Source organism: Paenibacillus sp. B-A-8 (assembly GCF_048572915.1).
Classification (GTDB): domain Bacteria; phylum Bacillota; class Bacilli; order Paenibacillales; family Paenibacillaceae; genus Paenibacillus_AQ.
In genome coordinates this window covers 4,798,355-4,821,633 of record NZ_CP183882.1, presented here as the reverse complement: position 1 = coordinate 4,821,633, position 23,279 = coordinate 4,798,355, and the positions used below count along the sequence as shown (strand labels likewise).

24 protein-coding genes are annotated in these 23,279 nt (G+C 45.5%); 19 read left to right on the top strand and 5 right to left on the bottom strand.

Going from position 1 to position 23,279, the window contains the following annotated elements; translation table 11 throughout:
• Positions 1-79: 79 nt before the first annotated feature.
• The gene (locus ACN6MV_RS21730) at positions 80-598 is read left to right on the top strand and encodes a DinB family protein (RefSeq protein ID WP_042129774.1); all 519 of its coding nucleotides are present in this window, start codon (positions 80-82) and stop codon (positions 596-598) included.
• A 110-nt stretch (positions 599-708) separates the two neighbouring features.
• Here the strand turns inward: ACN6MV_RS21730 and ACN6MV_RS21725 are convergent, their stop codons facing one another.
• Positions 709-1,278, bottom strand: a complete 570-nt coding sequence (locus ACN6MV_RS21725) for a thymidine kinase (protein WP_042129772.1) — start codon at positions 1,276-1,278, stop codon at positions 709-711.
• Between the two features lie 158 nt (positions 1,279-1,436).
• Here ACN6MV_RS21725 and ACN6MV_RS21720 point away from each other — a divergent pair, with 158 nt between their 5' ends.
• The 3 genes from ACN6MV_RS21720 to ACN6MV_RS21710 are packed head-to-tail and all read left to right on the top strand — an operon-like array spanning position 1,437 to position 5,237.
• Positions 1,437-1,646 (top strand): hypothetical protein, encoded by a 210-nt coding sequence (locus tag ACN6MV_RS21720; protein ID WP_042129770.1) that lies wholly within the window; start codon positions 1,437-1,439, stop codon positions 1,644-1,646.
• Positions 1,647-1,663: 17 nt separating this feature from the next.
• Positions 1,664-3,397: an ABC transporter ATP-binding protein gene (locus ACN6MV_RS21715; RefSeq protein WP_419884806.1), complete on the top strand. Its 1,734-nt coding sequence runs from the start codon at positions 1,664-1,666 to the stop codon at positions 3,395-3,397.
• Positions 3,378-5,237, top strand: a complete 1,860-nt coding sequence (locus ACN6MV_RS21710; protein WP_419884805.1) for an ABC transporter ATP-binding protein — start codon at positions 3,378-3,380, stop codon at positions 5,235-5,237. The genes ACN6MV_RS21715 and ACN6MV_RS21710 overlap by 20 nt, the downstream gene beginning before the upstream one ends.
• Positions 5,238-5,417: 180 nt before the next feature.
• Here ACN6MV_RS21710 and ACN6MV_RS21705 read toward each other — a convergent pair whose 3' ends face one another.
• A complete protein-coding gene (locus tag ACN6MV_RS21705) occupies positions 5,418-5,723 on the bottom strand; it encodes a DUF2627 domain-containing protein (protein ID WP_042129764.1) in 306 nt (101 codons plus the stop codon).
• A 167-nt stretch (positions 5,724-5,890) separates the two neighbouring features.
• Here ACN6MV_RS21705 and lpdA point away from each other — a divergent pair, with 167 nt between their 5' ends.
• The 5 genes from lpdA (at position 5,891) to lipB (ending at position 11,758) form a co-directional block, all read left to right on the top strand.
• Positions 5,891-7,312 carry a dihydrolipoyl dehydrogenase gene (gene lpdA / locus ACN6MV_RS21700; protein WP_042129762.1) on the top strand — a complete coding sequence of 474 codons (1,422 nt, stop codon included), beginning with the start codon at positions 5,891-5,893 and terminating at the stop codon, positions 7,310-7,312.
• Positions 7,313-7,442: 130 nt separating this feature from the next.
• The gene (locus ACN6MV_RS21695) at positions 7,443-8,474 is read left to right on the top strand and encodes a thiamine pyrophosphate-dependent dehydrogenase E1 component subunit alpha (protein ID WP_042190387.1); all 1,032 of its coding nucleotides are present in this window, start codon (positions 7,443-7,445) and stop codon (positions 8,472-8,474) included.
• Positions 8,475-8,477: 3 nt separating this feature from the next.
• A complete protein-coding gene (locus ACN6MV_RS21690; protein WP_042129758.1) occupies positions 8,478-9,464 on the top strand; it encodes an alpha-ketoacid dehydrogenase subunit beta in 987 nt (328 codons plus the stop codon).
• Positions 9,465-9,619: 155 nt separating this feature from the next.
• Positions 9,620-10,984 (top strand): dihydrolipoamide acetyltransferase family protein, encoded by a 1,365-nt coding sequence (locus ACN6MV_RS21685; RefSeq protein ID WP_419884804.1) that lies wholly within the window; start codon positions 9,620-9,622, stop codon positions 10,982-10,984.
• 54 nt (positions 10,985-11,038) lie between these two features.
• Positions 11,039-11,758 carry a lipoyl(octanoyl) transferase LipB gene (gene lipB / locus ACN6MV_RS21680; protein WP_042129756.1) on the top strand — a complete coding sequence of 240 codons (720 nt, stop codon included), beginning with the start codon at positions 11,039-11,041 and terminating at the stop codon, positions 11,756-11,758.
• Between the two features lie 72 nt (positions 11,759-11,830).
• Here the strand turns inward: lipB and prli42 are convergent, their stop codons facing one another.
• Entirely contained in the window at positions 11,831-11,932 is a 102-nt protein-coding gene (prli42, locus tag ACN6MV_RS21675) for a stressosome-associated protein Prli42 (protein WP_094872112.1), read from the bottom strand.
• Positions 11,933-12,026: 94 nt separating this feature from the next.
• On the opposite strand from prli42, the gene ACN6MV_RS21670 reads away from it, so the two are divergent.
• Complete coding sequence (locus ACN6MV_RS21670) at positions 12,027-13,154, top strand: tripeptidase T (protein WP_419884803.1); 1,128 nt, start codon at positions 12,027-12,029, stop codon at positions 13,152-13,154.
• Between the two features lie 263 nt (positions 13,155-13,417).
• Here the strand turns inward: ACN6MV_RS21670 and ACN6MV_RS21665 are convergent, their stop codons facing one another.
• A complete protein-coding gene (locus ACN6MV_RS21665; protein WP_156114838.1) occupies positions 13,418-13,591 on the bottom strand; it encodes a hypothetical protein in 174 nt (57 codons plus the stop codon).
• Between the two features lie 77 nt (positions 13,592-13,668).
• Here ACN6MV_RS21665 and ACN6MV_RS21660 point away from each other — a divergent pair, with 77 nt between their 5' ends.
• The 9 genes from ACN6MV_RS21660 (at position 13,669) to ACN6MV_RS21620 (ending at position 21,933) form a co-directional block, all read left to right on the top strand.
• Positions 13,669-14,241 (top strand): NUDIX hydrolase, encoded by a 573-nt coding sequence (locus tag ACN6MV_RS21660; protein WP_042129751.1) that lies wholly within the window; start codon positions 13,669-13,671, stop codon positions 14,239-14,241.
• Complete coding sequence (locus ACN6MV_RS21655; protein ID WP_419886791.1) at positions 14,232-15,431, top strand: endonuclease Q family protein; 1,200 nt, start codon at positions 14,232-14,234, stop codon at positions 15,429-15,431. Before ACN6MV_RS21660 ends, ACN6MV_RS21655 begins: the two co-directional genes overlap by 10 nt.
• An 81-nt stretch (positions 15,432-15,512) precedes the next feature.
• On the top strand, positions 15,513-16,163 hold the full coding sequence (spoIIM, locus tag ACN6MV_RS21650; RefSeq protein WP_419884802.1) for a stage II sporulation protein M: 651 nt from the start codon (positions 15,513-15,515) through the stop codon (positions 16,161-16,163).
• Between the two features lie 89 nt (positions 16,164-16,252).
• Positions 16,253-16,717 carry a Fur family transcriptional regulator gene (locus ACN6MV_RS21645; RefSeq protein WP_042129744.1) on the top strand — a complete coding sequence of 155 codons (465 nt, stop codon included), beginning with the start codon at positions 16,253-16,255 and terminating at the stop codon, positions 16,715-16,717.
• A gap of 162 nt (positions 16,718-16,879) precedes the next feature.
• Positions 16,880-17,113: a DUF4227 family protein gene (locus tag ACN6MV_RS21640; protein WP_042129742.1), complete on the top strand. Its 234-nt coding sequence runs from the start codon at positions 16,880-16,882 to the stop codon at positions 17,111-17,113.
• A 158-nt stretch (positions 17,114-17,271) separates the two neighbouring features.
• On the top strand, positions 17,272-18,165 hold the full coding sequence (gene xerD / locus ACN6MV_RS21635) for a site-specific tyrosine recombinase XerD (RefSeq protein WP_419884801.1): 894 nt from the start codon (positions 17,272-17,274) through the stop codon (positions 18,163-18,165).
• A gap of 227 nt (positions 18,166-18,392) precedes the next feature.
• The gene (gene deoB, locus ACN6MV_RS21630) at positions 18,393-19,571 is read left to right on the top strand and encodes a phosphopentomutase (RefSeq protein ID WP_419884800.1); all 1,179 of its coding nucleotides are present in this window, start codon (positions 18,393-18,395) and stop codon (positions 19,569-19,571) included.
• A gap of 44 nt (positions 19,572-19,615) precedes the next feature.
• Positions 19,616-20,440, top strand: coding sequence for a purine-nucleoside phosphorylase (locus ACN6MV_RS21625; RefSeq protein ID WP_042129737.1), 825 nt, complete (start codon positions 19,616-19,618; stop codon positions 20,438-20,440).
• 161 nt (positions 20,441-20,601) lie between these two features.
• Complete coding sequence (locus ACN6MV_RS21620) at positions 20,602-21,933, top strand: pyrimidine-nucleoside phosphorylase (protein WP_419884799.1); 1,332 nt, start codon at positions 20,602-20,604, stop codon at positions 21,931-21,933.
• Between the two features lie 98 nt (positions 21,934-22,031).
• Here ACN6MV_RS21620 and ACN6MV_RS21615 read toward each other — a convergent pair whose 3' ends face one another.
• Entirely contained in the window at positions 22,032-23,045 is a 1,014-nt protein-coding gene (locus tag ACN6MV_RS21615; protein ID WP_419884798.1) for a serine hydrolase domain-containing protein, read from the bottom strand.
• Positions 23,046-23,279 lie beyond the last annotated feature (234 nt).

Sequence of the window (23,279 nt, the reverse complement as noted above, 5' to 3'; positions counted from 1 at the left end):
AATTAACTAAAATACAACTATGAGCACGTGATTTTTCTCCATATTTTTCAAAAAAATTCAATATGTGAGGAGTTTCTACATGGGTCAACGTCCAGAGAGCAGTGAGTATTTGAATGAGCTGTCAAAGTATATCTCTTTAGTACCAACAGAAGGGGAAATTTGTACTATTTTTAGAGAGCAGACGGATGAGATTTGTAGTTTTATTTCGAACCTTACGGAAGAACAAGGAGAGCATCGTTACGCTCCTGACAAATGGAGTATTAAGCAAATGGTCGGCCATCTAGCGGATACTGGAAGAATTATGTCTTATCGTTTATTGCGCGTGGCAAGAGGAGATACAACACCATTAGCGGGGTTTGAGGAAAAGGACTACGTACTAACCGCAAATTTCGATGCGCACACTTTAGAAAAGCTGCTGGCTCATTACAAGCTTGTCCGAGAGTCAACGCAAGCCCTTTTAGATACTCTGCCGGAAGAAGCGTGGACTCGAATGGGAACGGTTAACAATGGAGCTATCTCCGCGAGAGCGGTGGCCTGCTTAATGATCGGTCATGATCTTCATCATTTGAATATTCTTAAAGAAAGATATCTTGTATAAGCGAGTTAGATATAAAAAAGCATTCCTGAGGCTAACGCGCCTTCGGAATGCTTTTTTAGCTTAAAGAAAATATTGGGGTCCTCCGCAAAGCCTCGCCTTGTGGAGATTTTTTATAGTGGTGGATTCTTGTGACATTTACGGCACACTGGATAGTAGGCTTCGTTGCCACCAATTTGGATTTGCTTACCGCTGTATACAGGCTTACCATTTTCTACTCTTAGAGCCATCGTTGCTTTGCGCTCGCAGAACCAGCAAATAGTCTTCATTTCCTCGATTTTATCAGCATAAATCAGCATGTATTTGCTGCCTTCAAATAGCTGGTTTTGGAAATCATTTTTAAGTCCAAATGCCATAACGGGAATGCCTAGTTCATCTACAATCCGTACTAGCTGAAGAATGCAGTCCTTGCTTAGAAATTGACATTCATCAATTAGCACACAGTGGGGTTTGGGCTGGTTACTGCTGACGATATTATAAATATCGGTATTCTCGTCGACGGGTATGGCCTGTTTCCGCAGCCCAATACGGGAGGAGATAAAACCAACTTCGTCCCGATCGTCTATGGATGGAGTGAAAATGAGCACCGATTTCCCTTGCTCTTCATAATTATGCGCAACCTTGAGTATCTCAATAGATTTACCGCTGTTCATTGCTCCGTATTTGAAAAACAATTGTGCCACTTCCATCTATCCTTTCGTATAAGCCAATTATCTAATCTTAAAAATGCGACCTTATTAGAGTATCATATTCGTGTCAGCTGTATCCAGTGAAAACATTGCGATAGATTTGAATGTGGTATGATAAAAGGAATCAAGTGATTGGAAAGGAAGTAATAAGTGTGACTGAAAAAATAGACGAATACAAGGAACGGTTAGCTCTGATTCAGCAAAATGGAAATCTTTCTATCGAGGCTGAGGCTTTGCTGGAAGAGATGATGGCAGATTTGGTGGAATTGAATCGAAGCAATAAAGCGCTGCGGCGGGCAATAATGAAAACTGGGCAGGCCTCCACAATGTCGACTCGTTTAAGGGATGCACTGTACGAATAGAAAAAGAGGGTATTCGAATGGGTTTGATTTTCTCTTTTCTCAAAAAATATAAAGTCGCTGCAATAGCTGCCCTAGTGATGATGCTTATTGAACTAGCGGTGGAATTGTCACAGCCTTTACTCATTTCCAAAATTATTGACCAGGGCATTAAAGAACAGAATTCCTCTGTAGTATGGCTCTGGGGCGGTGTATTGATCGGCAGCGCGGTAGTCGCGTTTATAGCTGGAGTGTTAAGTTCTTTTTTTGCTGCCCATGCGAGTCAGAGCTTTGCTTTTGATCTTAGGGACAAGTTATATGAAAAGGTACAATCCTTTACATATGAAGTATTCAATCGGTTTGCTACCTCGTCGCTGATCACACGTCTGACCGGCGATGTATCGCAGCTGCAGGACACTATATTTATGAGCCTTCGCTTTATGACACGGGTGCCACTGGTTGTGGTGGGCAGTGTGATTATGGCATTGGTTGTTCATGTGAAGCTGGGATTATTTCTCACTGTAGCTCTACCTTTGTTGCTTCTCTTCCTTTACTTCATCATGAGAAAAGCTTCTTTGTTATTTCGCAACGTACAAAATCGGCTAGACGGTGTGAATGGAGTAATTCAGGAGAATCTTACAGGAATTCGCTTAATCCGTGTGTTCGTGCGCATGGGACATGAGATTGGACGTTTCACGGTATTTAGCGGGAATTTGATGAGATCCACGGTATCTGCGCTGCGTTTGACCGAGACGACGATGCCATTTGTTATGCTAATTGTGAATGCAGCGATTATGCTGATCCTATGGTTTGGACGGATTGAGATTGCAAATGGGGATGCTACTTTAGGAGAAACCGTTGCGGTTATTAATTACTCTTTACGAACCATTGGAGCATTGTCAGCAATATCTGGGCTAGTCGTTACAATTTCTAGGGCACGCGCCTCCTCACAGCGTATTACAGAAGTGATGTCAGCAGGCGCTGGAGTTAAGGAAGGCGGAGCCGCAAAGAGCGAACCGATACAGGGACATGTTCAATTTGAAGGCATCAGCTTCAAGTATCCTGAAAGTAGCATTTCAGTGCTTGAGGATATTACTTTTGAAGTTTCTGCTGGTGAGCGAGTAGCGATTATGGGAGCCACCGGATCAGGAAAGTCTTCTCTTGTCGGTCTCATCCCACGTTTATACGAAGAGACAGACGGCATCATTAGCATTGATGGGCAAAAGAGCAGCGATATCGATATTTCAAGATTGCGGCGATCGATTGGTTACGTTCCTCAAGAAGTACAGCTCTTCAGCGGATCGATCCGCGATAATATCGCTTGGGGCAATGAACATGCCACACAGGAACAAATCGAACACGCAGCGTCTGCCGCTCAAATTCATGCAACAGTGATGGAATTGCCTAATGGTTATGACACGATGCTTGGTCAACGAGGGGTAAATCTGTCTGGTGGGCAAAAGCAGCGGTTGACCATTGCTCGGGCGCTTGTGAGGAAGCCTGCTATTTTGATCCTCGATGACAGCACGAGTGCGCTTGATGCTGTGACAGAAGGACTTTTGCTGGAGGCACTAAAAGAAATTTCTTGTACAACCTTCCTGATTACTCAAAAGATCAGTTCAACTGCATCTGCCGATTTAATTTTGCTGTTGGACGAAGGGCGCTTAATCGGTAAGGGATCACATGAGGAGCTTATGGCAAGCTCTCTGCTGTACCGCAAGATTTATGAATCACAGGTAGAGGAGGCGAAGCAGCATGTTCAAAGCAATTCTTGAACCCTTTCGTCACCCAAAACCCGTCATTGAGCTTGGAGCTGGAAGAAGTCTTGGTTCAGCAGCTGGAAGGAAGCCAAAAGCGAAGGCGAAGGATTGGGGCGGCACGCTCATGCGGATTTGGAGCTACCTTGCCGAGCGTAAAGCTAAGCTTTTTCTCGTTCTGTTAATGGTGGTCTTCAGCTCGGCTTTAGCGCTGCTCGGGCCTTATATGATTGGTAGAGCCGTGGATGATTATCTGGAAGGCACTGGCGGACGTTCGTGGACGATTTTTTTGATCAGCCTTGCTAGTGTGTACATTTTCTATTCTTTAACATCTTGGCTGCAAAATATTTGGATGATCGAAATCGCTCAGGAGACCGTATTTCGGATGCGCACGGAGTTGTTTTCTCATCTGCATCGTTTGCCGATCTCATTTTTTAACCGGAGACAGCAGGGCGAAATTATGAGCCGCCTCACCAACGATATTGAGAACGTCAGCTCTACACTGAATAGCTCAGCTATTCAGATCTTTTCAAGTGTGTTGACGTTGCTCGGAACGGTTGGTGTAATGCTGTGGCTCAGTCCTCTTCTGACACTGCTTACATTCCTGGTTGTACCTTTGATGTTATTAGGCATGCGCTGGATTACTCGGCGTACGGGTCCGCTTTTTAAAGAACGTCAGCGCAATGTGGGTGAGTTAAATGGTTATATAGAAGAAACGTTATCCGGTCAACGGATTATCAAGGCTTTTTCACAAGAGGAACGGGTCATCGCTGGTTTTCATGAACGCAATGAGCGAATTATGCTCTCTGGATACTGGGCACAGTCGATTTCTGGCTTCATTCCTAAGCTGATGAATGGACTTAATAATTTGAGCTTCGCTATTGTTGCTGGAGTTGGCGGTCTGCTAGCGATCCGTGGGGCAATAACGGTCGGAGTGATTATCGTATTTGTTGAATACACGCGTCAATTTACTCGCCCTCTTAACGACTTAGCGAATCAGTGGAATACACTGCTGTCAGCGGTTGCAGGAGCGGAGAGAGTGTTTGAGGTGCTGGACGAAGAGACGGAAGCTAAAGACGAAGGTGCAGCCACTTCGCTGGTTAAAGTTGAGGGTGCAGTGAAGTTCGAAAATGTATCTTTTTCATATGACGGAAGTTCTAACACACTGCATGATCTTAGCTTTGAAGCGAAGCCTGGCGAGATGATTGCCTTAGTAGGACCTACCGGTGCCGGCAAAACTACTCTAATCGGACTGTTATCCCGTTTCTATGATCCTAACCAGGGAAAGATTACGTTGGACGGCTTAGATATCACTTCCATTCGGCGTGAAAGCCTGAGGAGCCATATGGCGTTTGTGTTGCAGGATTCCTTTTTGTTCAAGGGTAGCATCCGCGATAATATTCGTTACGGGAGACTGGATGCTTCCGATGAGGAGGTCGAAGCGGCGGCGAAGCTGGCTAACGCTCATTCTTTTATTATCCGAATGCCGGAAGGTTATGATCGAATGCTCTCTGCTGATGGCAGCGGTATAAGCCAAGGACAGAAGCAATTGCTATCCATTGCAAGGGCTATTCTTGCCAACCCTTCCATGCTTGTTCTTGATGAAGCCACTAGCAGTATCGATACCGTGACCGAAATCAAGATTCAGGAAGGACTACAGGCGTTGATGAAGGGACGGACCAGCTTCGTTATTGCTCATAGACTGGGTACCATCCGCGCTGCAGATCGAATTCTTGTTCTTCAAGGGGGCAGATTATTGCAGCAGGGCTCTCATGAGGAGTTGTTGAAGCAAGGGGGCTTGTACAGCGAGTTGGTTCAGGGTGGCCGTAGAGAGTCGCTTGATAAAGCTGGGCTTTAAGCTGTGCATAAAAAGGCGGGAGTTTTCAAGGAAGCGCAAGTTGCGTCCATGAGAACTCTCGCCTTTATGTAATGTGTGGAGATTCATTATGCATTCGAAGGAGTTGTTGGATGGTTTGATTTAACCTTCTTTGGAATGAATTCTATTGTACAAAGTACAATGAGAGGGGGATTTTGCTGCCTAGGAGATCGTTTCTTGCGCTGCAGCTTGCTTCGCTTGTTGTTTCTCCTTGAACCGAGGGCCAACATAATTGCGTTTGCGGTCTCTTGCTAGAATCCAGCCCCCAAGGAAAGTCATACCTGCTGCAAAGAGAAGGAAACCACCGCCAAAGTGAAGCCAAGCGAAATCTGGGACAACGGAGTCATCGCCATGCATAGAGATATAATCAAAAATATCGTCCTTCATCATTAAGAAGCCCTTCATTGCGATTAAACCAGGAAACACAAGAATAAGGATGGCAATGAAGCGTGAAATTAACAGTTTCATAAATGTCTCCTACCCCTCTTAGCCCATTAGATTCAACCATATGATAACGCTTTAGTAAGAAAAAGTCTATTTGGATATGACGTTTATAAGTTTTGTAATACTCTAAAAAGAGAGTACAATATACAATGTAAAATGAACTTACGTGTAATGACTGGAGGATACATATCATGACAATTTCATGTGACGTGGCCATTCTTGGCGGAGGAACCGGGGGATATGTGGCAGCCATTCGCGCTGCACAGCTTGGTAAGTCCGTCGTCGTCATCGAAATGGACAAACTGGGAGGAACCTGCCTGCACCGTGGCTGCATTCCTAGCAAATCGCTGCTCAGAAGTGCAGAAGTATATGCTGAAATCAATGAGAGCGAGAGCTATGGCATTGAGACAAGCGGTGTACAGCTTGTATTCCCGAAAGTACAAAAGCGCAAGGAAGCGGTAGTTGAACAACTTCATCAGGGCGTACAATATTTGATGCGCAAAAATAAAATACAAGTTATTAAAGGCAAGGGGCGCGTGACGGGTCCCTCTATTTTTTCCCCGCGTAGTGGTGCTGTTGCTGTGGAACTAGAAGACGGTGAAATGGAAACAGTGGTCTCTAACCATCTTATTATTGCTACAGGATCTCGTCCGCGTGTATTACCTGGTCTGGAACCAGACGGGAAAGTTATTCTTAGCAGTGATGAAGCACTCACGCTCGACGAGTTACCTTCTTCCATCATTATTGTTGGAGGCGGAGTAATTGGGGTGGAATGGGCCTCTATGCTTGTCGATTTCGGAGTACAGGTTACGGTAGTTGAAGCTGCTGGTCAGTTACTACCTCAAGAGGATGAAGAAGTAGCTAAAGAACTGCAACGCTTATTGAAAAAACGTGGCGTTAAAGTTCTAACTGAAACTACAGTAGATGCTGCAACCTGTAAGGTAACTGAGGATGGAATAACGATCGATGCCCGTAAGGGAGAGCAAACTCAAAGTTTATCCGCAGAAAAGCTGCTAGTATCCGTAGGCAGAGTAGCAAATATCGAGAATATTGGCCTGGAAAATACAGATATTCGCTTTGACAAAGGAATTATCGCTGTAAATGCTAGTATGCAGACAGCTGAACCGCATATTTATGCGATTGGCGACTGTATCGGTGGATTACAATTAGCACATGCGGCCAGTCATGAAGGCATTATGGCGGTCAACCATCTCGCTGGTGAGAGACTTCATCCTTATCATACACATCTTGTACCGCGCTGTGTCTATACACGTCCTGAAGTAGCGAGTGTGGGTCACACTGAGAAGGAAGCTAAGGCATTGGGACATGATGTGGTGACTGGAAAATTCCCTTTCTCAGCCATTGGCAAGGCGATTGTATACGGTCAGAAGGACGGGTTTGTTAAAGTTGTAGCGGATCGAACCAGCGGAGATATTCTCGGTGTGCAGATGATTGGTCCTCATGTAACGGATCTAATCGGAGAAGCGGCACTAGCCCAACTGCTTGATGCAACACCTTGGGAAATTGGTGAGGCCATTCATGCTCACCCTACGCTTTCGGAGATCGTTGGAGAAGCAATGTTAGCAGTAGACGGAAGATCTATCGGGATTTAGCTTTTCTTTTTGGGTAAAAAGGGATTATAATAAACTCAAGCCAAGTCTTAGTACCAGGTTTTAAGATCAGGATACAATTGGTCTTAAATCCTGTAAGACTCAGGCTTTATGAATAAGGAGGTATCTCTTTATGGAATCCCAAGATACTGTAGAAACGATTAACAGACATAAGCAGCTTGGACTAAGTGACGGCCAGGTCATCGATATGTACAGATATATGTTGCTCGCACGTAAATACGACGAGCGCAGTCTGCTGCTTCAGCGCGCTGGCAAGATTAACTTTCATGTCTCCGGCATTGGCCAGGAGGCGGGTCAGGTAGCAGCAGCATTTGCGCTGGACCGGCAGAATGATTATTTTTTACCATATTACCGTGATTATGCTTTCGTACTCTCCGTGGGTATGACTACTCGTGAACTGATGTTGTCTGTGTTCGCAAAGGCAGAAGATCCAAACAGTGGTGGGCGGCAAATGCCAGGTCACTTTGGTAGTAAGCGTCTGCGTATTGTGACAGGCTCAAGTCCGGTAACCACGCAGGTCCCTCATGCGGTTGGTTTTGCTTTGGCGGCCAAAATGCAAAAGAAAAAGTTCGTCTCATTTGTAACCTTCGGAGAAGGCTCCAGCAACCAAGGCGATTTTCATGAAGCTTGTAACTTTGCCGGAGTGAATAAGCTGCCGGTTATTATTATGTGTCAGAATAATCAGTACGCGATCTCTATTCCTGCTCACAAACAGCTGGGCGGTAAGGTCAGCGACCGTGCTCTGGGTTATGGGTTTCCAGGTGTGCGTGTAGACGGCAATGATCCACTGGAAGTATATCGTGTCGTTAAGGAAGCTCGGGAAAGAGCACTTGCGGGGGAAGGTCCTACGTTGATCGAAGCTATGATGTACCGTTTATCTCCACACTCCACCTCGGATAATGATTTGGCTTATCGGACCAAAGAAGAGGTTGATGAGAACTGGAAGAAGGACGGCGTAGCAGGATTCCGCAATTACCTGATCGGTCTGGGACTTTGGAGTGACGAGCAAGAACAAGATCTTATTGCTGAATGCAATCTTGAGCTTAAAGCAGCTATCGAATATGCTGACAACGCTCCATTCCCGAAACCGGAAGATACACTGCTGCATGTTTACAGTGATTCCGACCTGAAAGGAGGAGCATAAACCATGGCTATAATGGAATATATCGATGCCATTCGGCTCGCTATGAAGGAAGAAATGGAACGCGATGAATCCGTGTTTGTGCTTGGCGAGGACGTGGGGCTCAAAGGTGGCGTATTTACCACAACAAAAGGTCTGCAAGAACAGTTCGGAGAAGAGCGTGTACTAGATACACCGTTAGCGGAATCGGCTATAGCTGGTGTGGCGATTGGTGCAGCTATGTATGGTATGAAGCCTATTGCTGAAATGCAGTACTCTGATTTCATGCTTCCAGCAACGAATCAAATCATTAGCGAAGCGGCCAAAATCCGCTATCGTTCAAATAACGATTGGAATTGTCCGGTTGTCATTCGTGCGCCTATCGGCGGCGGTGTATTCGGCGGTCTGTACCATTCTCAGTGCCCGGAATCGATTTTCTTCGGTACACCAGGATTGAAGATTGTCGCACCTTACTCTGCTTACGATGCAAAAGGGCTATTGAAAGCAGCCGTACGTGACCCTGATCCGGTTTTATTCTTCGAGAACAAGAAGTGCTATAAGCTGATCAAGGAAGAAGTGCCAGAAGGTGATTATATCGTTCCAATTGGCGAAGCTAATCTGCTGCGCAAGGGAACAGATATTACGGTTATTGGTTATAGTTTGCCATTGCATTTTGCGATGCAAGCAGCAGAAGAATTGGAGCGCGAAGAAGGCATTACAGCGCATATTCTGGATCTGCGGACCTTGCAGCCCCTTGATCGTGAGGCGATCATAGCTGCTGCTCGTGAGACAGGGAAGGTTCTTATTGTGCACGAGGATAATAAAACGGGCGGTATTGGCGGCGAAGTGGCGGCGATTATCGCTGAACATTGTCTATTTGAACTAGACGCGCCGATCTTCCGTCTTTGTGGTCCGGATGTTCCGGCGATGCCAATCAGCCCACCAATGGAGAAGTTCTTCATGCTTAGCAAAGAAAAGGTGAAGGCGGAAATGCTTCGATTGGCGCAATATTAAAATAGTTAAGTGGAAGCGAAGCTTCGTAAAACTTAAGATTATGCTTACGAAGAAAGTTTTACTTCGTAAACCATAAGCGAATGCTTACGATGCAAGTTTTACTGCGAAGTATTTCTAATAAGCGAAGCTTCGTAAAACTTTTAAGGAGTGAAAAGATGTCTGACAACCAAAAGTTGACTGACGTGATCATGCCGCAGCTGGCGGAATCGCTAGTATCGGCGACGATCGGCAAATGGCTGAAGAAACCGGGTGATCCGGTAGAGCAATACGAACCATTATGTGAGCTTATTACAGATAAGGTAAATGCTGAATTGCCTTCAACGATAGATGGAGTTATGGGTGAACTATTAGCGGAAGAAGGCCAGGTTGTCAATGTCGGCGAAGTCATTTGCCGTATTGCCGTGCCTGTGACAACATCTGCTGCTCCAAACGTGACTAACACAGTTGCAGCTAATTCGTCTAATAATATTGCAGGACAAAATGCTACATCAACTGCTAACGATTCAATGCGTGCGCGGTATTCTCCCGCAGTACAGACTTTGGCGGCTGAGCATAACATCGACCTGACTTTAGTTATGGGTACTGGTATGGGTGGTCGGATTACCCGTAAGGATGTGCTGGCCTTTATCGAAAGTGGCGGAGCTACATCTCCAGCTTCGATTTCTGCTAGTCAACCTGCCCCAGTGGTGTCACAACCGCCTGTTCCACAGTTCGTTCAAGCCGAAAAGAAGAAGACGGAAGAGCCTCTTCGCCATTCGGGTCTACATTTGAGCGAATCTCCTCGTATTCCAACAATTGAAGTCGAGGGTGGACGAGGCAACAGTTCGGAATACCTGATTGATGTAACACCAATCCGGAATACAATCGCTACAAGAATGCGCCAAAGTGTCTCGGAGATTCCGCATGCTTGGACAATGATTGAGGTAGATGTGACTAATCTGGTCGCACTGCGCAATAAACATAAGGATGAGTTCAAGCGTAAAGAAGGTATCAATCTAACCTATCTGGCTTTCATGATGAAGGCTGTTGTGAGTGCGATTAAGGATTACCCGATTATGAACTCTGTCTGGGCTGTAGACAAAATTATTGTCAAACGTGATATCAATATCTCGTTAGCGGTAGGCACAGAAGATTCGGTTATCACTCCTGTGATTAAAAAGGCTGATCAGAAAAATGTCGCCGGGTTGGCTCGTGAGATTGATGAATTGGCACAAAAAACCCGCGAAGGCAAACTGAGCTTGGAAGATTTGCAGGGAGGGACTTTCACTGTAAATAACACAGGTTCTTTTGGCTCCATTCTATCTTATCCAATCATTAACTATCCACAGGCTGCGATCTTAACCTTTGAATCGATTGTGAAAAGACCTGTGGTTATTAACGATATGATAGGTGTGCGATCAATGGCTAATATCTGTCTGTCACTGGATCATCGGATTCTGGACGGAGTAATTTGCGGCCGTTTCTTACAACGCGTCAAGGATAATATTGAAGGATATACACCGGATACTAAACTCTACTAAATAATGACGAGCCAAACTGTGCAGGCATGAGACTGAAAAAGGGGACCTGACGGTATGAATAATTCGGATATTCGTAAGCTGCAGATATCATATGACCCCATTATGGAGTATGGAAAGGCTTGGGATCTGCAAAAGGAAAGTGTGCACGCCATTGATGCTGGTGAGCAACCGGAACGACTGATTCTTTTGCAGCATCCTCCTACCTATACCATTGGTTCACAGAATCATCCCGAACATCTTCTTCTAGATCAAGAGCAGCTCAAAGAAAAAGGAATTGAGCTGTTTGAAATCGACCGGGGAGGAGATATTACATATCATGGACCGGGTCAGCTTGTAGGTTATCCGATCCTTATGCTCGGTGAAGATGGTAAGGTAGATTTACACGGGTACTTGCGCAGTCTGGAGGCAGTAATTATTGATTATTTGGCATCCTACGGAATTGTAGGGGAACGGAAGCCGGAGTATACAGGGGTATGGGTTGGCGACGAGAAGATCTGTGCCATTGGTGTCAAGTTTAACAAAAGCAAATTCCGAAGAGGGTTTGTTACTAGTCATGGGTTTGCCTTTAACATCTCTGAAGGAATATCTGGACACGGCTTTCAAGGAATTATTCCATGCGGTATCACCGAATTTGGAGTAACCTCCCTAGAGGAGTGTGCAGGTCGTCGTTTTGAACTTCAAGATGTGGCCAGAGAATTGGTCCCCTATTTCCTAAGACACTTTCCATATGAAGAGCAGGATGAGTTCTTCGACACTATGGCTAAGGCTGATTAGTGAACAAACAAGCAAGCCAAATAGCGGCAAGGGAATCCCTAGCCGCTATTATCAATGTTCCTTGTATAGATATTAACCTGCAAGGAAAGGCTCGATAACCATAAAGAGCGTAGAGGCAATCATGGCGAACAACATGACGTAGATGAAGATTTTGAACCACTTATTACGTTGCATGAGTAACTCCTTTAGATTTAGTTTAAGTTAATAGCATAAAGATGGTCTTTCTGTACAACCATTGTAACGTATTCACGAAAGAGAGGGAAGTCCAGTGATTTCACAAGACAGATTGATTCAAGAATTTATGGAACTTGTCCAAGTTGATAGTGAAACAAGAAATGAACGGCAGATTGCCGATGTACTTAAGAGTAAATTTAACGCTCTGGGATTAGAAGTTACCGAAGATGATTCCCAGGAAAGAACAGGACATGGAGCGGGTAATCTGTTCATTACCTGGCCGGCTGAGAACGGTGGAGCTGCACCAAAGCTACTGTTCACTTGCCATATGGATACGGTTGTTCCTGGACAAAATATCAAGCCTACGCTTGGCGCGGATGGATGGATTACAAGTGACGGCACTACAATTCTTGGAGCGGATGACAAAGCTGGACTAGCTGCACTATTCGAAGCAATTAGAGTGATTCAAGAGCAAAAATTACCACATGGTCAGATTCAGTTTGTAATTACTGCGGGTGAAGAATCTGGATTGCTAGGTGCGCGTTCGATGGATCCGAGTAACTTGGATGCAGATTTCGGTTTCGCACTCGATTCCAATGGTGAAGTCGGAGCGATTGCAGTTGCGGCACCTACGCAAGCTAAAATAACGATGCGAATATTTGGAAAATCTGCTCATGCAGGTGTTAATCCAGAGGACGGCATCAGTGCGATTCAAGTAGCCAGCAAAGCGATCGCTGCTATGAAGCTTGGTCGGATCGACAACGAAACGACTGCGAATATCGGTAAATTCGCCGGCGGCGGCCCTACGAATGTGGTGTGCGATCACGTTCAATTGGATGCCGAAGCACGTAGTATCGTGCAGGAAAAGGTTGGCGATCAAATCGCTTCGATGCGTGAAGCACTGGAGACCACTGTCCGAGAATATGGTGCAGAATGCGAATTCCGCAGTGAAATAATTTATCCAGCGTTCAGTTTTAATGAGAATGATCCAGTGGTACAGCTTGCACAGCGGGCTATTACTTCTATGGGACTCACACCACGACTGTTCCACTCTGGTGGAGGAAGTGACGCTAACGTGTTCAATGGCCTAGATGTTCCGACCGTTAACCTCGCTGTAGGTTACGAACATATCCATACTACTAAGGAACGGATTAAAGCCGAAGACATTGTTAAAGTGGCTGAGCTTGTAGTGAACATTGTTAAAGAGAGTGTAAAGGGCTAACCTTTGTATAAGGCAGTAGAGCAGCGATCCTCCGTGTAGGATTGCTGCTCTGTTTTTTTATAGGTAAGTTTTATCTACTGGGCAAGGTCAAAGGACAGTGTGAAAATACCCGCGTTTAAGTTCAGCTGAGTCCGATAGGAAGATTGCTATTCAGATTCCGCAGAGGGAAGCCCAAATTTAAGGGGTGTTCCAGCAGCCAGTGAATGGCTATTGGAACACCCCCATAATTTTAAGGACAAGTATCACTATGTCCTAATGTGAATTTATCCGGCCTTAGACGGAATGATCTTGGATTGATCCTTTAGGGAAAGGATGTATGTGAGAGGCATATCGGGCCCATACCGCTCTATCCACCTAGCTAAGATGGCTTTGATTTCCTCCGGTTTACCTACCATTGTGACTGCGGATGAGCTTGTACGGCTGAAGATTTCGTTCATTTGAAATTCCTTCTTTCCCTTTAAGTTTGCTATAATACACCGTATGCAGAATAGAGATAAAGGAGACCAGAAATTTTATGGGAAACCAACATTTACACAGCAAGCCGGAGCTTGACGAAGTGACGCTGTCTACAAAGCCTATATTTGATGGGAAGATCATATCTTTACAAGTGGACACTGTGAGATTGCCGGATGGTAATACTGCAACACGTGAGGTTGTGAAGCATCCCGGCGCAGTAGCAGTGCTTGCTTTGAACAACAACAAAATGTTAGTTGTAGAACAATATCGTCAGCCTATGCACCGTACAGAGGTGGAGATTCCAGCCGGTAAGCTGGATCAAGGTGAAGACCCTTTAGTTGCGGCTGGTCGTGAGCTGAAGGAAGAGACCGGTTTTCATAGCGGTGATCTGAAGTTACTTAAATCTTTCTATACTTCTCCCGGCTTTGCTGATGAGATTATTCATTTGTATGTTACTAATAATGCCGAGCCAGGGGATATGTCGCTTGACGAGGATGAATTTTTAGAGGTCTCGGAGCTTACCTTGGAGGAAGCCTATCAATATATAGCTGACGGACGTATCGCGGACGCAAAGACGATGATGGCGGTGTACGCTTGGCATTTATACACCCTGACAGGCCAATGGAACTAACACCTGAACTGAAGAACTTCTATTGCGATCTGCATGTTCATATCGGACGAACGTCGGAAGGACAAGCGGTCAAAATCAGCGGCAGCCGTGAGCTCACTTTTGCTGGAATCGCTAAAGAAGCTGCAGAGCGTAAAGGTCTTGAGATGATAGGTATTATTGATAGTCATTCACCTGGCGTTCTACGTGATATTCAGCGTTCCTTAGAATCTGGAGAGATGACGCTAGCAGAAGGTGGAGGGATTGCTTATCAGGGGACTACGATCATCCTAGGAACGGAGATTGAAATCCGCGAACCTGGGCGAAAAGAGTGCCACGTACTCGCCTTCATGCCCGACGTGGAGCGGATGACAGATTTCAGCGCTTGGATGAGTCGCCATATGCGAAATGTGAACCTTAGTTCCCAGCGCCTCTATGCACCGGCTAGAGAGCTTCAGGATGAGATTTATGAGCGAGGAGGTATTCTAATCCCTGCACATATTTTCACGCCTCACAAGGGCTTGTACGGCTGCACTGCGGAACGAATGTCAGATATCTTTGATCTGGATCGGATAGCTGCAGTTGAGCTCGGGCTGAGTGCGGATTCTGAAATGGCAGGTTATGTTTCTGAGCTCGATAACTTCACATTCTTAACGAACTCTGATGCGCATTCACTGGGCAAATTAGGTCGAGAGTATAATGTAATGGCTTTGGCACAACCTTCTTTTGCTGAACTGCGACTCGCACTTGAACGTAAGGAAGGACGGAAGGTAACTGCCAATTTTGGACTTAACCCCCGGCTTGGTAAATACCACCGAACCTACTGCGGAGGCTGCGGTAGTATTATTGACGAAGCATATATCACATCGGAGCGTTGCCAGTATTGTGGCAGTCTGAAATTGGTGAGGGGTGTATTCGACCGCATCCTAGATATTGCTGACCGCAAGACACCTGTAGTACCTGCAGACCGTCCGCCTTATCACTATCAGGTTCCACTTGAATTTATACCGGGTCTCGGGAAGGCTAAAATGAACGCGTTGCTGCAAGCTTTTGGCACCGAGATGAACATTTTGCATGGTTGTGGTGAAGCGGAAATTGCTAGCGTAGTAGGAGTGGATTTGGCTTCTATGATCGTTCAGGCTCGCTCAGGTATATTGGAACTATCTGCAGGCGGTGGGGGAACATACGGTAAAGTCGTACAACCTGGAAAGTAGAGTTATTGTACTAAGGACAAGTCATATCACGGGGCGTTTTCTCATATGGTGTAACATGTAACCGGAAAGGGGAACGTCTCGATGCGTAATTTAAGGCTGATGATGAAGGAACAGACGCCTCTGTATATTTTTGTCGGCGTATTATTTCTGGTAGGTGTTGTATTTGGAGCTCTTATCGTTAGTGCGCTTACGATGGATCAGCAACAGGAGCTGAGTGATTATCTGGGGAATTTCTTTGTAACGGTTGATCAACAGAGTCTACCAGCAGCACCTGATTCGTACTGGAGTATAGCGGCCTTGAATCTAAAATGGATTGGGCTGATCTGGATCCTTGGATTATCAGTCATTGGGTTGCCGGGAATCTTGATTCTTGATTTTCTTAAAGGGGTATTGATCGGTTTTACGGTCGGTTGTCTAGTCAGTCAATATTCGTGGCACGGGATGCTGTTTGCTCTAGTCTCAGTGGCACCGCACAATCTGGTGCTGATCCCTGTGTTGTTAGTGAGTAGTGCTGCGGCAATTGCTTTTTCCTTGCAGATGATTCGTAGCCGAGTGCTAGGTCAACGCCGGACACCAGTGACGCGACCTTTTACTATGTACACGATATTGTCACTTGTGATGGCGCTGTTGATTCTGGGCATTTCTAGTTTTGAGACCTATGTTACGCCGATCATGATGCGCTGGGTTACGCCTTCACTTGTACAAGCAGTGACGACCTTGGGATTGCAGTAAAAGCGTTTGACTTCTCAAAGCGACACCCCCTATAATGGAAGAAGTGGTTTGAAGACCGGTGAGGTAATTTTCCAAGGGGGAGGGAGACAATGGAAGCCCGGATAGACAAAATTAAGCAACAGTTACAATCCCAAGGATACAAGCTTACACCCCAACGGGAAGCGACCTTAAGAGTGCTGCTGGAGAATGAGGAAGATCATCTTAGTGCAGAAGATGTTTTTATGCTTGTGAAAGAGAAGGCTCCCGAGATCGGTCTTGCGACTGTATATCGTACCCTGGAACTTCTTAGCGAGCTTCATGTCGTAGAAAAGATTAACTTCGGAGACGGTGTCGCCCGTTATGATCTACGAACAGATACTGCAAAGCACCATCATCATCATTTAATTTGTGTGCAATGCGGTAGTATGGATGAGATCCGTGAGGATTGGCTAGGACCGCTAGAAGAGCGACTGGAGAAAGAATTTAATTTCACAGTGCTTGATCATAGACTTGATTTTCATGGGATATGCTATCGGTGTAGCGATAAGAATAATTCAAACGGAAATCCGTCCTAAGTCATCTTATAATGAAATTCACTTCATAAGCTCTCCCCGGTTTTTTTACCGGAGAGAGCTTTTTAAATGATTGGTCTATTGGAGGTATACATATCAGCCCGTTTTGGTGCATAAGGTGAAGGACGAGCAGATCTTAACTATATATTAGTGGGAGGCGTCCATATGATCGTTTCTGTGCCCAAAACAGTTCGCAAGCTGTATTTTATGATCATGTTTGTGGCTCTAAGCTATTTGCTCTACAGTGCTATGAGCTGGCTTGGTGAATGGATTAGTCCGATAGAGAATTATGGAATTCCTGAAGGCACCGCTGTTCGGGCATTTGATCATGCCGATCGTGGTGATGATGGTCTGGATACAAGACAGCGCTTGCGCTTTTATTACTGGTACGGAGAATGAAAGCTTCGTGGGAAGCAGGAACAGGCGAGAAGAATGTCGAAGAAAACTAGGTGGATTCATGCAGCGTATACTAAATGTACACATCTGCAGAACCCTCATGCTGAATGTGCTGCAGGAAGTCACTATGAGTAGCTGCGCCAGGACAGGAGCGTGAAATAATGAAGTCACACTTGCAGCCTTTTTTACATTATTTATCCGGAGATAAAGGCTTATCCCCGAATACATTGGAATCTTACGGTAGGGATGTATCGCAGTTTCTGGAGTTTGCTGAAGAGCGGGGGGCAGTTCAGCCTGAGGAGATCCGAAGATCTCATGTGATGTTATATCTTGGCTCATTACGCGGAGCGGGACGAGCAACTGCAACGTTGAACAGAAACGCAGTGTCCCTTCGTGCTTTTTTTCATTATTTGTTGAAGGAACGTTTGATTGAGCAGGACCCAACGCTGGACATGGAGACAATGAAGCCTGATAAGAAAACTCCTATGGTGCTTACCATCTCAGAGATTGAGCAGCTATTAGCTGCACCAGATGTGAATACGCCACAAGGGATGCGCGATAAGGCTATGTTGGAATTGCTCTACGCAACAGGTATTAAGGTTTCTGAATTAATCTCGCTAAACGTGGACGATGTGCATACGGATATGAAATTTGCACGTTGCACAGGAACTTCCGGCAAGGAGCGGGTGGTTCCGATTGGAGCCATTGCTGCTGAAAGTGTAGCGGCGTACATTTCACTTATGCGGGACAAGCTGCTCCGTGATCAACAGGAGGAGCCGGCTATGTTCCTGAATAGTTTAGGCGGGAGATTAACCCGGCAAGGTTTTTGGAAAATCATAAAAAAATACGCGCGGGAAGCAAACATTGAGCAGGATATTACACCTCATACACTTAGGCATTCCTTTGCAGCCCATCTACTGGAAGGCGGGGCAGATTTGCGATCCGTACAACAAATGCTGGGTCATGCCGATATTTCGACGACTCAGATTTATAACGGTATTGCCCGTAAGAATATGAAGGAAGTATATGAGAGCCACCATCCCAGAGCTCGTTAATTCTGCTTCAAAGATGCTTTTTGTGAGTAAGATGGTTATGATGGAATCATACTGAAAGGATAGACTGGGGATTGCTCCGCAGGTTATCCTTTAGCAGAAACGGATACCTGATAAGCGGTACATTGTATCGCTAGTTTCGGAAGCGTATGTCTTCTGGAAGACGGTACAGCCGTTTCTTCTTGTTGGTACGAAAGAATATCTATATTAAAAAAGGAGTGAAGACAACAATGTCCTCATTTAAACGAATTGGTTTTATTGTTCTAGATAGTGTTGGTATCGGTGAAGCGCCAGATGCTGCAAATTTCGGTGATACTGGGTCGCATACGCTTGGCCATATATTGGATCGTGTTCCTGGATTGAAGCTACCTAATCTCCAGAAGCTTGGGTTAGCTAATATTGCTCCGCTGCCGCCGCTTGAACCTGTAGCTTCACCAACAGGGTACTACGGCAAAATGCAGGAAGTATCAGTAGGCAAGGATACAATGACCGGACACTGGGAGCTAATGGGGCTGAAGATTGAGGTTCCCTTCAATACGTATCCTGATGGCTTTCCAGCAGAGTTGATTGAGAAGTTCGAAGCGGCAACTGGTCGCAAGGTGATCGGTAATAAACCGGCTTCCGGTACGGAGATTCTAGTTGAATATGGCGAAGAGCAAATGAAAACCGGGGCTTGGATAGTTTATACCTCTGCGGACAGCGTATTCCAGCTTGCTGCTCATGAAGATATCATTCCACTCGAAGAGCTGTACAGCGCATGTAAAATCGCCCGTGAGCTGACGATGGCTCCAGAATTCTCGGTGGGGCGCGTGATTGCTCGACCATATGTTGGCGTACCAGGAAATTTCGTTCGGACGCCGAACCGTCATGACTATGCTGTGAAGCCCCCAGAACCAACGGTAATGAACGCGCTGGCTGATATCGGCAAGGATGTTATCGCAGTAGGTAAGATCAACGATATCTTTACAGGAGAAGGGGTTACAGCCTCTTATCCTACGAAGAGCAATGAACATGGAATCGAAGTGACTATTGAGCAGCTTCGTCAACCTTTTGACGGTTTCCTGTTCACGAATCTGGTGGATTTTGATTCTTTGTATGGGCATCGTCGTGATCCAGAAGGATACGGTCGAGCACTGGAAGTATTCGATCAGGCACTACCTGAAATTCTATCTACACTGGGTGAAGATGATCTATTGATTATTTCTGCAGACCATGGTAACGATCCGATCCATGCTGGAACTGACCATACCCGTGAATATGTGCCGCTCTTAATCTATAGCCCACGGTTTAAACATCCAGAAAGTTTGGGCATTCGTGAAACCTTCTCTGATGTAGCTGCAACCATTGCTGATAACTTTGGTGCGAAGGCGCCGCAGTATGGGACAAGCTTTTTAGCGAAACTGCAATAAGAGATTGTGGGCGGCTTCACAACATTAATGAAGGAGGATCATCCATGAGCGCGTTAACTCAAAAAGAAATTCAAGAAGCAGCCATTTATATAAAAGACAAATGTCCGGTGGCTCCGGAAATTGGCTTGATCCTTGGTTCAGGTCTCGGTGTGCTGGCAGATCTTATCACTGATGGAGTGAGCATTCCATATGATGAGATTCCTCACTTTCCTGTGTCTACTGTAGAAGGACATGAGGGCGAGCTGTTGATTGGTATGATTGAAGGACGCCGTGTTGTGATGATGAAGGGCCGCTTTCATATGTATGAGGGCTATGGACCGGAAGTAACAGCATTTCCTGTGCGGGTTATGAAAGAGCTTGGTATAGCCAGTTTACTAGTAACGAATGCTGCTGGTGGAGTGAACACAGATTTCAAACCAGGCGATCTTATGCTTCTTACAGATCATCTTAATATGACTGGACGTAACCCGTTAATAGGGCCTAATGATCCTGCACTTGGGGTGCGCTTCCCAGATATGTCGACCGCCTACAGTCGCCGCCTGATTCAGGTAGCAAAGGAAACGGCAGCTCAGCAGAATTTCGAGTTCAAAGAAGGCGTATATGCAGGTCTCCTGGGACCTTGTTACGAAACGCCTGCTGAAATCGTAATGCTTCGTATTCTAGGCGCGGATGCTGTGGGGATGTCTACTGTATCGGAGACCATTGTTGCGCGTCATGCGGGTATTGAAGTATTGGGTATCTCCTGTATTACTAATATGGCTGCGGGAATCCTGGATCAACCTCTCAATCATGAAGAGGTGATGGAAACTGCAGAACGTGTGCGTGAGCGTTTCTTGAAGCTGGTCTTAGGCTTTATTCCAAAAATGTAATTTCGGGGACTGCATTTTGAATTACTGGGAGGTCATATTTATGACACAAGTGATTAAACGTAAGCCATTAACGTATGATCAGGTAATGAAAGTAGTTAATTTGACTAAACCAAAATATATCGGATTTGCTCGCGCAAATGTCCGTGAATTGCAGGTGTAAGATGAGAGCTGTCGATATTATTCAGAAAAAAAGAGATGGTGGAGAGCTGAGTCGTGAGGAAATATCCTTCCTAATTCAAGGCTACAGTAAAGGTGAAATTCCTGATTATCAACTTTCCGCTTGGGCCATGGCGGTTTATTTTCAAGGCATGAACGCACGGGAGACCGGCGATCTAACGATGGAAATGGCGATGTCCGGTGATCAAGTAGATCTTAGCCCAATCGCAGGAATTAAGGTTGATAAACACTCGACAGGTGGAGTGGGAGATAAGACTACTGTTGTACTTGCTCCTTTGGTAGCCTCTGCTGGAGTACCTGTAGCAAAGATGTCTGGACGGGGTCTTGGGCATACAGGAGGTACACTCGATAAGCTGGAGTCGATCACTGGCTTCTCAGTAGAGATGGATCGAGATCGTTTCTTTGATCAAGTAGGTGAAATCGGTGCTGCCGTGATCGGCCAGTCGGGCAACATTACACCCGCAGACAAAAAGCTGTATGCCCTTCGGGATGTAACTGCGACTGTTGAATCCATCCCTCTTATCGCAAGCTCAGTGATGAGCAAGAAGATTGCAGCAGGTGCAGACGCTATTGTTCTAGATGTCAAAACAGGCAGCGGTGCTTTTATGAAGACGCTTGATGATTCTATTGCGCTTGCTCAAGCCATGGTTGACATCGGCACACATCTGGGTCGTAATACAGTCGCTATCATCAGCGACATGGATCAACCGCTCGGATATGGAATTGGCAATGCGCTCGAAATCAAGGAAGGAATCGAGACCTTAAAAGGTCACGGTCCGAAGGATCTGCAGGAAGTCTGTCTTATTCTGGGTAGCCAGATGCTTGTTCTTGGTGGCAAAGCCAAGGATGAAGAAGAGGCCCGCTCGATGCTTTTGACACATATTGAAGATGGCACAGCGTTGGAGAAATTCAAACAAATCGTGAGTGCGCAAGGCGGAGATGTTTCGCAAATCGATGATCCGGAAAAACTGCCTGCTGCCAAACGATTCATTGAAGTGAAAGCAAAAACTAAGGGGTTCATTGAGGGGATTCAAGCAGAAGAAATCGGCATTGCTGCTATGCTGCTTGGTGCCGGACGTGAAACCAAGGAATCTGTGATAGATTTGGCTGTGGGTATTCAACTTTCTAAAAAGGTTGGAGATGCAGTAGAGGTCGGCGATACCCTTGCAGTATTGCATATCAACGATGCCAGTGATAAGAAGGTAGAGGAAGCTGAAGATAAGGTATTAGAAGCCTACCGTATTACCTCTGAATCGATTCTACCATTACCACTGGTATTCGCGCTTGTTACGAAGGATGGGGTAACACGGTACTAGTCAAGGTAAATAATTATGGTCATGACGAAGACCCTAAACAGACAGCAGAGCAGCGATCTTCCCATTACGGGAAGATCGCTGCTCTTTTTTTGTAACAATTACAGACGATTATCGATCTTATTGAAAATCTGAGAAGCCCCGCTATTTGTATTACACATTACTACTACAGTCTCACCACTAGCAGGATAGAAAGCCGATCGGAAGGAAACGCCGGGATCGTAGCCCATAATGTGGAACTTGATCACCTCTCCTTCTCGGAGGGTGATCCATACGCCATAACCATAATATCCTTCGCCGTCCACATGAATGTGGGGTGTAAGTAACAACGAAGTGAGTACTGGACTCAAAAGTGTGTGGTTCATTAGCCCTTTCCAGAATAGCTGCATATCGGGAGCGGTTACAAAAGCTCCACCGTCAGCGCCTCCCTTTACCGGGATTGAATAGATGTTGCTCCTCCAGTCACCGTTTTCTTCCTCTATGTATCCGAGTGCACAATTGGCAGGTAAGGCATCTAACGTAAAATAACCGGATTGCTTCATTCCACAAGCCTTAAAGATGTGAAGCTCCACATAGTCGCAAAAGGACATTCCACTCAATTCCTCCACCAGAAGGCCTAACACGATATATCCGGCATTGTTGTAGTGGAAACGTTCGCCAGGGGTCCGCATCATGGGGAGGTTTTGGAACATCGACACAAAGTCATTAAGCTGCCGCAAAGTGTACATAGGTCGTGTTTTCCACAGTTCCTCGAAATCATCCATGATTGTTTCATCAAAATAATCCGGAATACCAGAACTGTGCGTAAGCAGCTGATGTATGGTGATCTCAGGATTAAAGAGAGGGAGATCTACCTTTTTCAGATAATCTAAGACTCTACTTTCGAAAGAAATCAATCCCTGTTCGACAAGTTGGCAGACGGCAACCGCCGTAAATAATTTACACCCGGAAGCAATCCCAAACCGAGTATGAATATTGTTTTCGCGTTTATCCGACTTATTAGCATAACCGTAACAGCTGCTGATGATTTCTTTATCCTGTTGATTTACCAGGACTATGCCAGAGAAATTGTTCTGTTTAGCTTCTGCTTCAATACAATCTGCAAGATGGTTCATCTGTATATTCACTCCTCTATAAACCTGTTATGTTCTTAAATAGATTCGTTCCAACCTTTCATTTTCCTTTAAAGGGGCTTAAATGAATACGGAAAAAATGGAAATCATTAAAATTTGAAATAATTTTTGATCTCCCCTATAATAAAAATGCTCTGCAACTGCTGCTGGGCTTTTTTTAATTGATAACCTTATAACTTCTTGTGATAAATAATTGTGGTTATTTCCTTGAAAATG